This window comes from Glaciimonas immobilis, assembly GCF_011947285.1.
Lineage (GTDB): Bacteria > Pseudomonadota > Gammaproteobacteria > Burkholderiales > Burkholderiaceae_D > Glaciimonas > Glaciimonas immobilis.
Window position 1 is genome coordinate 439,061 of record NZ_JAAOZT010000009.1, and the last position, 15,573, is coordinate 454,633.

Genomic DNA, 15,573 nt, shown 5'->3' on the forward strand with positions numbered 1-15,573 from the left:
TGACGGCGTTTGCGATGGCGGTTATTACAACGCCAGTTTTTGCTTCAACAGCTCAGTCAATTGCGCAGGATTTGCTTTTCCTTTGCTGGCTTTCATAGCTTGGCCGATTAACGCATTAAACGCTTTTTCCTTACCGGCGCGGAACTCTTCCACTGATTTCGTGTTGGCGCTGAGGACATCGTCGATGATTTTTTCTAACGCGCCGCTGTCAGAAATTTGCTTCAACCCTTTGCTCTCGATGATCTCGTCGGCCAACGATTCTTGCGGCGCTTTTGCCTCCCACATTGCGGCAAAAACTTCTTTCGCAATCTTGTTGGAAATGGTGCCGTCGGCAATGCGTTGCAACAGCAGCGCCAATTGCACAGCGCTTACGGGCGCAGCGTTGATCTCCACGTTTTCGCGATTCAAGGTTGACGCGATATCGCCCATGAGCCAGTTTGCAGCAGGCTTGGCCTGATCTTTACCCGCTTTCATCACGACTGCTTCAAAATAGGCCGCCATGGCTTTGGATTGCGTCAGGACCACGGCGTCATAGTCAGACAGACCTAAATCGCGCACAAACCGCGCACGCATCGCGCCTGGTAACTCCGGCATGGTGGCGCGCACGCGCTCCACCCATTCGCGCGAGATCACCAGCGGCGGTAAATCAGGATCAGGAAAGTAGCGGTAATCCTGCGAGTCTTCCTTACTACGCATTGATCGTGTTTCTTTTTTATCCGGATCGTAAAGGCGCGTTTCCTGGCGTATCGTCCCGCCGTCTTCGATCGTCTCGATTTGATTTTGAACTTCGTAGTTGATGGCTTCTTCGAGGAATCGGAACGAGTTCAGATTTTTTACTTCGCGTCGCGTGCCGTATTCCTTTTGTCCGACCGGACGCACCGAAACGTTGGCGTCGCAACGGAACGAGCCCTCTTGCATGTTGCCATCGGAAATCCCCAGCCACATCACCAGGGCGTGCAAAGACTTGGCATAGGCTACGGCTTCTGCCGCGCTACGCATGTCAGGCTCGGTCACGATTTCGAGTAACGGCGTACCGGCGCGATTGAGGTCGATACCGGTCATGCCCTGATAATCTTCGTGCAGCGATTTACCGGCGTCTTCTTCCAGATGCGCACGGGTCAGCTGGACCGAGCGGACCTCACTCTTGCCATCTTTTTCCAGTATGAAGGAAACCTTGCCGCCCTGAACCACTGGAATTTCAAACTGACTGATTTGATAGCCCTTAGGCAAATCCGGATAGAAGTAATTCTTGCGCGCAAAAACAGATTGCGGCGCAATCACTGCATCGACCGCCAGACCGAACTGGATCGCCCGCTCGACCGCGCCGCGGTTAAGTACCGGCAACACCCCGGGCAAGGCAAGATCAACCGGGCTGGCCTGGGTGTTCGGTTCTGCACCGAATTGGGTAGAAGAACCGCTAAAAATTTTAGATCTGGTCGAGAGTTGCGCATGCGTCTCCAGACCAATGACGACTTCCCATTGCATAATTTTCTCGCTTTATTTGTAGGTACGGGCGAGGGCTATAGCCACTGTTATTTTGGCCGCCTGACGCCTGTACTGGTGCTGCATTTATGAGTCTGCTTACGGAACCTGTCGCGCTTAATCTTCACGACGCACTCTACGGTTTTGAAAGAAATTTATTCCTCATGTTGGCAAACGCCGGTTTTTAAATTAACCGATAATTCCGTAAAATTTACGCGTGAACCGCATAGCGCCGGACAGGTCGGTTTAATACTTAACGTGTCGCCCTCGCGTTGCAGGCGGATGCTGCAGTTTTTGCCATGGTTGTAGAAGTCAAAGCCACGCCGGTCTCGTGCTGCTGCCGCATTTTTGAGGGTAACTCGCCAGCCGGGGGTGGTGCCGCTTTCGGTCACTTCTGCTACCGGTTCGTCGCTCTCATCCACGCTGCAATCAAAACCGTGCAGGGTGCGGTATTGATCCGATTCCCACCGAAAAGTATCGATCTTATTGCCGTTCAAATGTATTTCGCCGTCATCCGCATAAATCACTTTCTCGCCGTTTTCAGTGCGGGTCGTATTGCATCCGAATTTGGTCTGCAGTTCCTGCGCATTCACCGGGTGCAATAGTGCAGCGCTAAAGAATAACGTTATCGTTGCGGCAAAATGACGAAGAAAAAAGTGACGGCGCATGATGGGTCTTAATAAACTGCGGTTAAGTAGGGGCCTGCACGTGCCAATCGGTGACTTGCTGGTATTGATGCGCTACGTTTAGTAACCGTGCTTCATCGTAATAGCTGCCAATAATCTGCAGGCCAACCGGACGACGCGCATTCTTCTCTCCCTGGCCGAAGCCACACGGAACAGACATGCCTGGCAAGCCTGCCAGGCTACTGGATAACGTATAAATATCGGCCAGATAGTTGGCGACCGGATCGTCGGCTTTGGCACCCAAATCCCACGCCACTGTCGGTGACACCGGACCCATGATGACGTCGCATAAACGGTTTGGTCCCGTCAGGGCGCGCTGGAAATCCTGCGCGATCAGGCGACGTATCTTTTGCGCTTGCAAATAGTACGCGTCGTAATAGCCGTGCGACAACACGTACGCACCCACCAGAATGCGGCGTTTGACTTCCTCGCCAAATCCCTCTGCACGTGACTTCTGATACATGTCGGCCAGGTCTTTGTAATCGGCAGCGCGATGACCGTAACGCACGCCGTCAAAACGACTCAGGTTGGACGACGCTTCCGCTGGCGCAATCACGTAGTACACCGGGATGGACAACTCCGTTTTAGGCAAAGAAATATCAACCAGTACCGCGCCTAGTTTTTCATATTCGCGCAAGGCGGCACGTACCGCTTGCTCAACGTCGGGGGCCAGTCCGCTACTGAAATACTCTTTAGGTATGCCAATGCGCAAACCTTTGATGTCGTTATTCAGATTACGGGTGAAGTCTTCTTTTGGGCGCTCCAGGCTGGTCGAATCGCGCGGATCGAAACCCACCATGGCGTTGAGCAATAACGCACAATCTTCTGCAGTTTGGGCTATTGGTCCGGCCTGATCCAGCGACGATGCAAACGCAATCATGCCAAAGCGCGATACGCTGCCGTAAGTCGGTTTGATGCCGGTGACGCCGCACAATGACGCGGGTTGGCGGATTGAGCCGCCGGTGTCCGTTGCCGTGGCGGCAGGGGTCAGACGGGCCGCAACTGCTGCTGCTGAGCCGCCTGAAGAACCGCCAGGGATCGCGGTTTTATCCCACGGGTTTTTGACCGCGCCAAAATACGAGTTTTCGTTGGAAGAGCCCATCGCAAATTCGTCGCAATTCAGCTTGCCAAGGTGAACCATGCCGGCTTCCTTGAAATGCGACACCACGGTTGCATCGAAAGGGCTGACGTAATTCTCCAGCATGCGGGAGCCAGCAGTCGAGCGCCAGTCACACGTGACAAAAATATCCTTGTGCGCAATCGGCAAACCGGTCAACGGCGTGCTATTGCCTTGCCCCAGCGACAGATCCGCAGCCTTTGCCTGCTGTAATGTCAGATCAGCGTCAACGTGTAAAAAAGCGTTGAGATCGCTTTGCTGGATTCGGGCCAGAAAATGGGTGGCAAGTTCCACGGAAGAAATTTTCTTGGCGTGCAGTAATATTGACAGCTGTTTAAGAGTTTTTGTATGCATAGATTCGTAACTTACCGGGTAATTGGAGACTCGTTGCGGGGCGCAGGTGATGTAACTGGCAACGAAAATTTCCGCGTGTTGTTGCCGATGATATTGCAATGTTGATACAGACCAGCGCCTGTTGCATGCGTTAAGTTTATGAGCAGGTCATTAGCTAATTATTAACGGGTCAATAACGAGTCAATAACAAGTTTTTCCCCACTCACTAGCCGCGAAGTACAACGAATGTTTATTGTTTAATATCTCACGACCTGGCACGGAATATTTATTTGTGGAAATTATTCTATTACTTTAGGAACTAAATAGAGTCCATCCTCGGTTGCTGGTGCCGTGCGCTGATAATCCTCGCGTCGATTGGTTTCAGTGACAACATCGTCGCGCAAACGCAAGGACAACTCGGCCTGGATGGCGGCAATCGGATGGCTCAGCGGTTCCACACCTTCGGTATCAACGGCGCGTAGTTGTTCTACCAGAGAGAAAATACCATTCAGTTTGTCAAGGGTGGACGCGGCTTGACCTTCAGTCAACTCAAGGCGTGCGAGATGGGCAATACGTTTAACGTCGGAGAGAGCTAAGGACATTTTATGAGAGCGCACAATGCGCGAAGCTAAAAGTGTTGTGAAAAATGCTTTAATGTCGGTAAAAACTTCTTAAAGCTTTATAAAGGCCCGCATTTCTGGCTCTTTGTCGAACAGTGTCCCTCAAATTATAAGGTAGAATGTCGGGTCCATGCCGCATGTCACTTAAGTGCAGCTTTAAAAACCAGAGTAAAAGAGCTAAGTCAGATATTTTTGCTGCAAATTTGCAATTTTTACAACGATATTGCAGCAGATTGGGGCAGTACCTGCAACCGAATCGCCATGCATTCAATTGCCAGCATTTATTGTAACCGCTCTAATTATCAGAAATATCAGAATTGGGTCGAACACGGGGTTTTTAAAGGGTGCCGGAGTCGGCCGCGTGCAGTTAATAGACACCCCTTTTAAATCGCTTAGGCGCATTATCGTTGCGCATCAGGATAATTCATGTTTGGATTTTTACGCAGTTACTTTTCGAACGATCTAGCGATTGATCTGGGTACGGCGAACACGCTTATATATGTACGTGATAAAGGTATTGTTCTCGATGAGCCATCCGTTGTCGCGATCCGCCAGCAAGGCGGCCCTAATGGCAAAAAGACAATTCAGGCAGTGGGACGTGAAGCCAAGCAGATGCTAGGCAAAGTTCCCGGTAATATCGAGGCCATCCGCCCTATGAAGGACGGCGTTATTGCCGACTTTACTGTCACCGAGCAAATGCTCAAGCAGTTTATTCGCATGGTCCACGACACCAAGATGTTCCGGCCATCGCCGCGGATTATCATTTGCGTACCATGCGGCTCCACTCAGGTCGAGCGCCGTGCTATCCGCGAATCAGCACTTGGTGCCGGTGCCTCGCAGGTATTTTTGATTGAAGAGCCAATGGCAGCAGCAATCGGTGCCGGTTTGCCGGTCTCGGACGCGACTGGGTCAATGGTCGTCGATATCGGTGGCGGGACGACCGAAGTCGGCATCATCTCCCTCGGTGGCATGGTCTACAAAGGTTCAGTACGTGTCGGCGGCGACAAATTTGATGAAGCGATTGTCAACTATATCCGTCGCAACTACGGAATGTTGATCGGTGAGCAGACCGCAGAAGCGATCAAAAAAGCCATCGGCTCTGCGTTCCCTGGCTCCGAAGTCCGGGAAATGGAAGTGAAGGGACGTAATCTGTCGGAAGGTATTCCGCGCTCGTTCACGATCTCCAGCAATGAAATCCTGGAAGCATTGACTGATCCGCTCAATAACATCGTCTCTGCGGTAAAAAACGCTCTTGAGCAAACGCCACCTGAACTGGGTGCGGACATCGCCGAAAAAGGCATGATGCTGACCGGCGGCGGCGCGCTGTTGCGCGATCTGGACCGGTTGCTGATGGAAGAGACGGGCTTGCCGGTGATCGTTGCAGAAGATCCGCTAACCTGCGTCGTGCGCGGTTCGGGTATGGCGCTTGAGCGGATGGACAAACTGGGTTCGATCTTCTCTTACGAATAATTGCACGATATCAAGTATTCTGCCGATTTCCGGATTAGGTCTCGCATCGGTAAGGTGGCAACGGCTGAGACCGGTTTCCGGGTTCATCTGCTGCTGCCGGGCAGCTCGTGACCCGACCGGTGCCGACGCGGTCATTTGCGACCCGGTCATCGTGACCTGACCGCGGGCCAGAATGCGCGATCTTGTGATGCAGACTTTTCTCATTTATTTAGATACTGATAACCTGTTTGCCATCAATGGAATACAGTCCGCCGCCACTATTTAAGCAAGGCGCTTCGGCACGCGTAAAGGCAATTGTCTGTACGTTGCTGGCACTCACGCTATTAATTCTTGATGCGCGTTTGCATGCGCTCATATTGGTCCGCCAGGCGGTCGGCACCGTTCTGTATCCGGTTCAGGCCATTGCCCTGATGCCGCGCGATGCTGCCTACCGCATGATCGATTATTTCTCTTCGTTGTCGTCGGTAGAAAAAGAAAACCGGGAACTTCGCTCCGTTCAGGCGATGCGCGCACAGCAATTACAACAAGCACAACTGTTAGAAATAGAAAACGTCCAATTGCGTAAACTGTTGGGCGCTCAGCAACAATTGCCGGTGAAATCCGTGATGAGTGAGATTCTTTACGATGCACGCGACCCGTTCACCCGCAAAGTCATCGTTGATCGGGGTTCGCAGCAAGGCGTACTGGCCGGTCAGCCGGTAATTGATGACGCCGGCATAGTCGGACAGGTCACACGCGTGTTCCCTTTTACAGCCGAAATCACATTATTAACCGATAAAGATCAAGCCATCCCGGTGCAGGTGCTGCGCAACGGATTGCGGAGCGTCGCCTATGGTCGAGGCCAGTCAGGGTTTCTGGATTTGCGCTTCATGGCCGCCAACGCCGATATCAAAAAAGACGACATACTGGTTACTTCCGGGATAGACGGCATCTATCCGCCCGGCCTTGCAGTTGCTAAAGTAGTACTGGTTGAAAACAAGTCCTCCGACGCTTTTGCGCATATCGTTTGCGAGCCAGCGGCCGGTATTGACCGCCATAAACAATTGTTAATATTACTAGTCGATCCGAAGCCAACCCCGCGCCCGGCTGATCTGGTAAAACCGAGTAGTGGAAAAGTAGATACCTTGAGCAAACGTCGTCTGAGTGACAGTCCGCGAGAAAAGGCTCAGGAGGCAGCGCAGGAGGCGACTAAAGAAGCCAATAAGGATGCAGCCAAGAAAAGCGCAGATGAAGCACGTGCGGAACTGGCCCGTAAAAAATTGCAAGAGCGTTCGCGATGAACCGCCCTCACTATATTTTATTGCCCGCGAACCCGCTGTTTATCGCAATGACCTTTTTGATAGCTTTTTTTATCAATTTACTGCCGTGGGGGCAATGGGACGGCGTCCCCGACTTTGTGGCGCTGGTGCTGGTTTTCTGGAGCATTCATCAGCCGCGCAAGATCGGGATCGTGATCGGGTTCTGTATGGGACTCGTGATCGACGTTCATGATGCGACGTTGTTGGGCCAAACCGCTCTAGCGTATACGCTGCTTTCTTATTTTGCGATCATGATGCACCGCCGCGTATTGTGGTTCTCCCCGCTCGGCCAGGCGCTCCACATTTTGCCCTTGCTGTTATTAACGCAGGCAGTACAGTTGGTATTGCGTTTGCTCATCAGCGGCAAATTTCCCGGTTGGTTCTACTTTGCCGAAAGTCTGGTGAGTATGCTTTTATGGCCGCTGCTGAGCTGGATGTTATTGGCGCCTCAACGACGCGCCATTAATCGTGATGATAATCGTCCGATTTAACTTATCTGGGCCGTTTTATGCGCTGCCTTGTGCAGCGCTTTATGCGTCGCTTTCTGCCGCATTTATGGCTACAGGCAAGGCATCGACTTCTGGGCCAGTACATTTGAGCCAGTACTTCTGCACCAGCAACTGACGGTATACATCGATAATATATCCATGACGGAATTTAAAAATACCGAACGCGAACTACATAATTTCCGCATGAGGATCACCGCGGCAGTGGTGTTTGTCCTGTTTTGCTTTTCACTTTTGATCGCCCGCTTTGTCTGGCTGCAAATAGTCCGGCATGATGTCTATGCGGCGCAAGCGGAAGAAAACCGCATTTCGTTAGTGCCGGTGGTCCCAAATCGGGGGTTGATTCTGGACCGTAATGGCGTCGTTCTGGCGCGTAATTATTCTGCTTATACGCTAGAGATCACGCGCTCCAAGATTAATGGCAAACTCGAAGACGTGATTGACGATCTGTCGAAATTAGTCACGATAGAACCCAAGGATCGACGCCGCTTCAAAAAATTGATGGACGACTCCAAAAGCTTTGCCAGCTTGCCGATTCGTACACGCCTCACTGATGAAGAGGTCGCCAAGTTTACGGTGCAGCGTTATCGTTTTCCCGGCGTTGACGTACAGGCGCGTTTATTCCGCGAATATCCGCTCGGTGACGTAGCCGCGCACGTGATCGGGTACATTGGTCGGATCAGTCAGAAGGACGCCGCAGCCATCGACGATGGCGACGATGCCGCCAACTATAAGGGTACCGATTACATAGGCAAGGAAGGTCTCGAAAAAAGCTACGAGAGCCAGCTGCATGGAACCACCGGTTACGAAGAAATTGAAATTTCGGCAAGCGGACGTGCTGTGCGGACTTTGTCGCGCACCTCCGCGATTCCCGGCAATAATCTGATTTTGTCGATTGATATCGAGCTGCAAAAGATAGTTCAGAAAGCATTCGGCGATCATCGTGGCGCGCTGGTGGCGATTGATCCAGCGACAGGTGACATTCTGGCGTATGTATCGCAACCGAGCTATGACTTGAATCTCTTTGTTGACGGTATTGATCAGCAGAGCTGGAATGAGTTGCTTGAATCGCCGGATCATCCGCTGATCAACCGACCAATGAACGGTGCCTATCCGCCTGGTTCAACTTACAAACCGTTTATGGCACTGGCAGGGCTGGAACTGGGTAAGCGCACACCACAGCAAACCATCAGAGATCAGGGATTTTTCATGCTCGGCGGCCATCGCTTCCGCGACGATAAGGTAGGCGGTCATGGCATAGTTGATATGTTCAAGGCGATAGTTGAATCCTGCGATACGTATTTCTATATGCTAGCCAATGATTTGGGCGTTGATCCGATCCATGACTTCATGAAGCCGTTCGGTTTCGGTCAGCTCACCGGTATCGATCTTGAACATGAACGCACCGGCTTACTGCCGTCGACCGCCTGGAAACGTTCTGCCTTTAAAACCGCGGCACGGCAAAAGTGGCAGGGCGGCGATACAATTTCGTTAGGAATCGGTCAGGGGTTTAATGCCTTTACGCCGCTGCAAATTGCGCATGCAACCGCCACGCTCGTGAACAATGGGATCGTTATGAAACCCCATCTGGTAAAAATCATTGAAGATGGCGTTACGCATAAGCATACTGTGACGGTACCAAAAGAAAGTTTCAGGATTCCATTAAAGCAGGAAAATATCGATTTTGTTAAACGTGCCATGGTGGCCGTGACGCATGAAGGTACGGCAGCGCGAGTGTTTGCCGGCGCTGGTTACGAGTCGGGTGGCAAAACCGGTACCGCGCAGGTATTCACGATTAAACAAAACGAAAAATACAATCAGCACGCGGTCGGCGAGCGTTTTCGCGACCACGCGTTATATACGGCGTTTGCGCCCGTTGATAAACCGCGTATCGCGATTGCGGTCATTGTCGAAAACGGTGGATTCGGTGCCGCCGCCGCAGCGCCGATTGCGCGTAAGGCGCTAGATTACTATTTGCTCGGTAAGCGGCCTGGTGATACCGATAAGCCGAGCGTCGTCTTGCCCGGAGCGGATGAGCAAGATGCCGAGGATGTTAAACCCGACCCGAGCGAAGATCGCACTTATAAGCCGGGCGCAGAAACGGCAGGTAATCGCGAGTAACTGTGCTAGCGGAATAAGACGTGATTGCAGCGGGCTTGCAAAGCAGGCGAGCGTGACGATCTGGCAGGATACTTGCGCTGGCAATACGTGGCGCTTATTGCGTCTGCGGTCCAGAAAACCTGGTCAAATACTGTTTGTTGCGTGTTCGTCCGATAGTTAGAAATCCGTATTTTAAGTAGAACTAAATAATGTATTTGTCCCCTAAAAATTCGTGGTGGAGTCAGATCAGGTCGCATGTCGCGATCTTTGATGGCCCATTGTCGCTGATTATTTTTCTGATTTTATCGGTCGGCATTGTCACTTTGTACTCGGCCGGGATCGACTTTCCCGGGCGGGTAGAAGACCAGTTGCGCAATATCATGGTGGCGTTTGTAGTCATGTGGGTCGCCGCCAGCATTCCGCCGCAAACCTTAATGCGTTTTTGCGTCCCTATTTACACTGTTGGCGTGGCCCTGTTAATCGCGGTGGCGATGTTCGGTATGGTAAAAAAAGGCGCCCGTCGCTGGATCAATTTTGGTGTCGTCATTCAACCTTCTGAAATAATGAAAATAGCCATGCCATTGATGCTGGCCTGGTATTTTCAAAAACGCGAAGGCATGATTTCGTGGCGCGATTACGTGGTTGCAGGGCTATTGCTGGTGGTGCCGGTAGGCCTGATTATTCGACAGCCGGATTTAGGTACCGGCACGTTGGTGCTGGCAGCTGGATTTTATGTCATCTTTTTGGCTGGCTTGTCCTGGCGTGTGCTGGTCGGTCTGGTGATTGCGGTGGGAGCAAGCTTGCCGGTGGTGTGGACCGTGCTGCATGATTACCAGCGTCAGCGTGTGATGATGCTGATTGATCCGACCTCCGATCCGCTGGGCAAAGGATTTCATATCATCCAGTCGACCATCGCGGTTGGTTCAGGTGGAATTTTTGGCAAAGGTTGGTTAAAAGGCACGCAGTCGCATCTGGAATTTATACCTGAACGCACCACCGATTTTATTTTTGCGGTCTTCTCGGAAGAGTTCGGATTGATGGGAAATAGCATTTTGTTATTCCTCTATGTGCTACTGATCGCACGCGGCCTGATGATCGCAGCTAATGCGCCGACCATGTTCACGCGTTTGCTGGCAGGATCGATCACGATGATTTTCTTCACTTATGCTTTCGTGAATATGGGAATGGTCAGTGGTATTCTTCCTGTAGTCGGGGTGCCGTTGCCATTTATGAGTTATGGTGGAACCGCATTGGTAACCCTGGGACTCGGCGCGGGAATTTTGATGAGCATCCAACGCCATCGCAAATTAATCCAGACCTAATCGTTTCAAATGTGCCTAAGGTGCACTAATTACACCAATCGGACTAGTCCCTGGTCCGTGAGGATCGTGAGCACCGCACAATGCAGTCTGCAGTTTCGCGCGCCGCCGCAGGTTCCAAAGGAGGTCCTGCCCTCCATCACCATCCGCTCGCCAAGGAAAATGTCATGACAATTTGCAACGTCAATTCCCCTCATTGCAGCCGGTACGTTGATCTTCGCAGCGGTCTGGTCCGTTTGGCAGGCGCGCTGGTGCCACTGCTGATTGTCGCTGGGTGTAGTACCGCGCCGACGCAAGGTGATCACCGCGCTGCCGCTGTAACGCGCACCAAACCAGCCACCTCCGCAAATAATACGCCCGCAATGCCCGCTGCCGGTTCAGGCCGCGGCGGTTATTATAAGGATGACGGCCCCGGTGACAATATCCCTGACGGCTTGGAGAACGTCGCCAACGCGATACCTACGGTTGAGCCTTACTCGCGCACCGGAAACAAGCCTTACGTTGTATTTGGAAAAACCTACACGCCGTTAATCGACAATAAACCATTTATGCAGCGCGGGATTGGCAGCTGGTACGGTAAGAAATTTCACAAGCAACGTACCTCCTCCGGCGAACCGTACGATATGTACAAGATGACCGCGGCGCATCCGACCCTGCCGATTCCATCCTACGCACGCGTAACCAATCTAAAATCCGGCAAGCAAGTTATTGTCCGCATCAATGATCGCGGTCCTTTTCACTCCAGCCGAATTATTGATTTGTCCTACACCGCCGCATTGAAGTTGGGATATTTGGGCAAGGGGAGCGGTGAGTTGGAGGTTGAGCGCCTGCTGCCGGCCGACATTGTCGCAATGAACCAGCCGGGCAATACCGTTGCGGATCGAACCGGTAGTTCCACTCCCGCCGCGATGAGCGTGGACAGTCCGACGATCGAAAGTACTCTGCTGGCGTTGGACTCGCCTCAATCGGCTTCACCAGTTTCACAATCTTTACCAACGACATCAACGTCAACGAGCCAGGATGTAAAACGCGCGGACGATACGATCAAGCCGGATGTTAATAGCCTGCCTGCCGCAACGACGCCTGCGGCATCGGGATTTTACCTACAACTCGGGGCATTTTCTCAGCAGTTGAATGCGGGACTGGCGCGAAAAAAGCTATTGGATCAGTTTCCCGGGGTAGTCACAGCGGTGCAAGACGTTGAGATCGGTGGCGTTTATCGCCTGTACGCAGGGCCATTTGCTAACCGTTCAGATGCAGAAAATGCGGCATCGCTAGTACGATCACGTGGCATAGTGAATCCTATTATAGTCATGCGTTAAAAGTTATTGGTTACTCGATTGCCCGAGGCGGCATTTTATCTGTCGATCGCGCGCCCCTATCTCGTCGTCGCACCACGTCGCACTACGTCGCATCAGAGCGGGTGGGCACATACTGCCGACCAGCCTTTACGGAGTGGCCACCATTTCCGTTTTCGACCGTCTAACCGACGCGCTCACACCTCGGAAGAAAATTAGCCAGAAATAAATGCTGTCCACGCCTTCTATATGACGCCCCATTAGGCTCCGATTCAGCCAATCGTGAAGACGATCGGCACCTACTATTTAATGGGTAATTTGGCCACCACCACCTTCTACCCCCCCGTCCGGTACTCCAATCCTGCCAACTTGTCCGTCCACGTCATTAAACCGTCACAAAACCTTCACACGCCCGACATATTTGGTAGTGATACTTCTATCATTCATGCTGCGCGTCTTCTTGTTGGGCACTCCGACTTTGTTCTACACAGATTGGTTATAAAAATGATGCTTGAAATCAAAGGCCTCTCTAAAACATTCCGGGGAGGCTTTAAAGCGCTGAACCACGTTAGCTTGTCCTTCAAATCAGGCGAGATGGTCGCCCTGATAGGTGCGTCTGGCTCCGGTAAGTCGACCCTGTTACGTCACCTGTCAGGATTGATGTCGGCCGACATAGACGGCGGCGAGATACATCTTGATGGCCAGCCAGTGCAACAAAACGGCGTGATCAACCGCAACATACGTGCCGTCCGCGCCAACATCGGATTTGTCTTCCAGCAATTTAATTTGGTGGGCCGATTGCCGGTCTTGACCAATGTACTGACCGGCGGGTTGTCGCGCATTCCATTGTGGCGCAGTTGCTTCAAATTATTCACCGCAGAAGAAAAAGCCGCCGGACTGGCCGCTTTAGCCCGCGTGGGTATCTCCGCGCATGCCTACAAACGTGCGTCGGCGTTGTCCGGCGGTCAGCAACAACGCGCCGCCATCGCCCGCACCATCGTGCAAAAGGCGCGCATCGTACTAGCCGACGAGCCGATTGCATCACTTGATCCCGAGTCGGCGCGGCGCGTAATGCAAACGCTGGCCGACATCAATCGTGAAGATGGCACCACCGTCATCGTATCGTTACATCAGGTCGATGTCGCGCTGCGTTTTTGTGCCCGTACCGTGGCGCTAAGTAATGGCCGTGTAGTTTACGACGGTCCATCCAGTGCCTTGACCGAGCAGATGCTGCGTGACCTGTACGGCACGGAAGCTGACGATATTATTAGCGGTTCAAACACACTGACCCGTCCAAAGAGCGATGTGCCGACCATTTTCGATGCGACGCGAGCGTTGGCCGCCGTAGCCTGAATCGATCATGCTGATATCGTATTGACGCCCGGGTCATTTGGTTCACGCTAATGTGGGCGCATCCACATACAAGAACGCTATACAAATAAAAGCATCATCCCCAAGTTATTGTTCCCATTTTTTGGTCCAACTTTCCATCGAGATACTTACTATGCTTAAAAAACTTATGACTACCGCAGCCCTGGCTTTTGCTGTGTTAGCAGCTGGTGCCGTGCACGCGCAAGAGGCCGAAAAGTCGCTTAATTTCGGCATTATCTCCACTGAGTCGTCGAAGAATCTTAAGCAGGACTGGCAGCCAGTTCTGGACGAAATGAGCAAAAAACTAGGCATGAAAGTGAATGCCTTCTTTGCTTCCGATTACGCAGGCATAATCGAAGGCATGCGCTTTGGCAAAGTCCAGATGGCCTGGTTTGGCAATAAATCCGCCATGGAGGCTGTGGATCGTGCCGGTGGCGAAGTCTTTGCGCACGTCGTTAATCCGGATGGTTCAGAAGGTTATTACAGCATGGTCGGTGTACCAAAAGACAGCCCGATCAAAAGCATTGACGACATCGTAAAGAATGCGAAAGTCCTCAACTTTGGCATCGGCGATCCTAACTCAACTTCTGGATTTTTGGTGCCTGGCTATTACATTTTTGCTAAAAATAATCTCGACTCAAAGACCGCCTTCAAAACGATTCGTAGCGCTAATCACGAATCAAATATTTTGGCAATCGCCAATAAACAAGTCGATGCTGCGGTTTTTGCCTCCGATACGATGGACCGCATTACTGCGCGCTTGCCGGATATGGCGAGTAAAGTGCGCGTAGTCTGGAAGTCGCCATTGATCGCCGCCGATCCCTTGGTATGGCGCAAAGATCTGCCGCAGGCAACCAAGAGCAAGATTAAGGACTTTTTCTTGAGTTATGGCAAGACCGGTCCGAACGCAGTGCAAGAAAAAGCGCAACTTGAAAAACTACAGTTTAGCGGATTCAAAGATTCCACCGATGCGCAATTGAACCCAGTGCGTCAGCTTGAACTGTTCAAAGATAAAAATAAGATTGAAGCCGATACCACGCTGAACCTTGATGACAAGAAAGCTAAACTTGATGACATCAATCGCAAACTGACTGAACTGGCAAAAGCGTAAACAATGACCACGTTAGCGCCATCAAAAATGCAAAAAGCCAGCGCCCAGCCAGCGCTGCCGACACCGCCTAAGCAACCCCTTGCACGTACGTTATTTTGGGGTGTGCTGGTGGTGATCTTGCTTGCTTCATGGCGCGGGGCGGACATGCGGCCCATGGAGTTGCTGCGCGATGGCGGTAACATGGGCGTCTACGCCGCCAGCTTCTTTCCGCCAGATTTTCGTGACTGGCGCATCTACCTGGAAGAAATGCTGGTGACGTTGCAGATTGCAGTCTGGGGCACCGCTTTGGCAGTAGTGTGCGCAGTGCCGTGCGGCTTGCTGGCATCGTCGAATATCGCACCGCCATGGGTTAGTCAGCCGGTACGTCGCCTGATGGATGCTGCGCGTGCGATCAATGAAATGGTATTTGCAATGTTGTTTGTGGTGGCGGTCGGTCTGGGGCCATTTGCCGGTGTCCTGGCTTTATTTGTCGCCACTACAGGGACGTTATCCAAGCTGTTTTCCGAAGCTGTTGAAGCCATTGATCCGCAACCTGTTGAGGGTATTCGCGCCACCGGCGCGCATGCGCTGGAAGAAATTGTTTTTGGCGTGTTACCGCAGGTAATGCCGCTGTGGATTTCTTATGTGCTATACCGTTTTGAAGCCAACGTGCGCTCCGCAACCGTCGTCGGCATGGTGGGAGCGGGCGGGATAGGCGTGATTCTGTGGGAAGTCATCCGCAGCTTTGAATACGCGCAAACCTGTGCGGTATTGCTGATGATTGTTATCGCGGTAACCTTGATTGATCTTTGCTCTTCACGCCTGCGCAAACTGTTTATTTAGTGCTGGATTTGACAGCCCAAAAGTTTTCTGGGCTATGCCC

The 15,573-nt window shown here is 52.1% G+C and carries 13 protein-coding genes; 9 read left to right on the forward strand and 4 right to left on the reverse strand.

Annotation, left to right across the window (positions count from 1 at the left end; translation table 11 throughout):
- Nucleotides 1-24 precede the first annotated feature (24 nt).
- The 4 genes from gatB to gatC form a co-directional block, all read right to left on the reverse strand.
- Nucleotides 25-1,485 carry an Asp-tRNA(Asn)/Glu-tRNA(Gln) amidotransferase subunit GatB gene (gatB, locus tag HAV38_RS16135; RefSeq protein WP_168056393.1) on the reverse strand — a complete coding sequence of 487 codons (1,461 nt, stop codon included), beginning with the start codon at nt 1,483-1,485 and terminating at the stop codon, nt 25-27.
- Nucleotides 1,486-1,637: 152 nt separating this feature from the next.
- The gene (locus HAV38_RS16140; protein WP_168056394.1) at nt 1,638-2,150 is read right to left on the reverse strand and encodes a hypothetical protein; all 513 of its coding nucleotides are present in this window, start codon (nt 2,148-2,150) and stop codon (nt 1,638-1,640) included.
- Between the two features lie 22 nt (nt 2,151-2,172).
- Complete coding sequence (gene gatA, locus HAV38_RS16145; protein ID WP_168056395.1) at nt 2,173-3,639, reverse strand: Asp-tRNA(Asn)/Glu-tRNA(Gln) amidotransferase subunit GatA; 1,467 nt, start codon at nt 3,637-3,639, stop codon at nt 2,173-2,175.
- Between the two features lie 278 nt (nt 3,640-3,917).
- A complete protein-coding gene (gene gatC / locus HAV38_RS16150; protein WP_168056396.1) occupies nt 3,918-4,220 on the reverse strand; it encodes an Asp-tRNA(Asn)/Glu-tRNA(Gln) amidotransferase subunit GatC in 303 nt (100 codons plus the stop codon).
- Nucleotides 4,221-4,664: 444 nt separating this feature from the next.
- On the opposite strand from gatC, the gene HAV38_RS16155 reads away from it, so the two are divergent.
- The 9 genes from HAV38_RS16155 to phnE all read left to right on the forward strand — a co-directional run bounded on the left by HAV38_RS16155 (nt 4,665) and on the right by phnE (nt 15,533).
- A complete protein-coding gene (locus HAV38_RS16155; protein WP_168056397.1) occupies nt 4,665-5,708 on the forward strand; it encodes a rod shape-determining protein in 1,044 nt (347 codons plus the stop codon).
- Between the two features lie 236 nt (nt 5,709-5,944).
- The gene (mreC, locus tag HAV38_RS16160) at nt 5,945-6,988 is read left to right on the forward strand and encodes a rod shape-determining protein MreC (protein ID WP_168056481.1); all 1,044 of its coding nucleotides are present in this window, start codon (nt 5,945-5,947) and stop codon (nt 6,986-6,988) included.
- Nucleotides 6,985-7,497 (forward strand): rod shape-determining protein MreD, encoded by a 513-nt coding sequence (gene mreD, locus HAV38_RS16165; RefSeq protein WP_168056398.1) that lies wholly within the window; start codon nt 6,985-6,987, stop codon nt 7,495-7,497. The genes mreC and mreD overlap by 4 nt, the downstream gene beginning before the upstream one ends.
- A 156-nt stretch (nt 7,498-7,653) precedes the next feature.
- Entirely contained in the window at nt 7,654-9,633 is a 1,980-nt protein-coding gene (gene mrdA / locus HAV38_RS16170; protein WP_168056399.1) for a penicillin-binding protein 2, read from the forward strand.
- Between the two features lie 188 nt (nt 9,634-9,821).
- Nucleotides 9,822-10,934, forward strand: coding sequence for a rod shape-determining protein RodA (gene rodA, locus HAV38_RS16175; RefSeq protein WP_168056400.1), 1,113 nt, complete (start codon nt 9,822-9,824; stop codon nt 10,932-10,934).
- A gap of 164 nt (nt 10,935-11,098) precedes the next feature.
- Entirely contained in the window at nt 11,099-12,253 is a 1,155-nt protein-coding gene (locus HAV38_RS16180) for a septal ring lytic transglycosylase RlpA family protein (protein WP_168056401.1), read from the forward strand.
- 474 nt (nt 12,254-12,727) lie between these two features.
- The gene (gene phnC, locus HAV38_RS16185) at nt 12,728-13,582 is read left to right on the forward strand and encodes a phosphonate ABC transporter ATP-binding protein (RefSeq protein ID WP_168056482.1); all 855 of its coding nucleotides are present in this window, start codon (nt 12,728-12,730) and stop codon (nt 13,580-13,582) included.
- Between the two features lie 151 nt (nt 13,583-13,733).
- Entirely contained in the window at nt 13,734-14,711 is a 978-nt protein-coding gene (phnD, locus tag HAV38_RS16190) for a phosphonate ABC transporter substrate-binding protein (protein ID WP_168056402.1), read from the forward strand.
- A gap of 27 nt (nt 14,712-14,738) precedes the next feature.
- A complete protein-coding gene (gene phnE / locus HAV38_RS16195) occupies nt 14,739-15,533 on the forward strand; it encodes a phosphonate ABC transporter, permease protein PhnE (protein ID WP_168056483.1) in 795 nt (264 codons plus the stop codon).
- Nucleotides 15,534-15,573 lie beyond the last annotated feature (40 nt).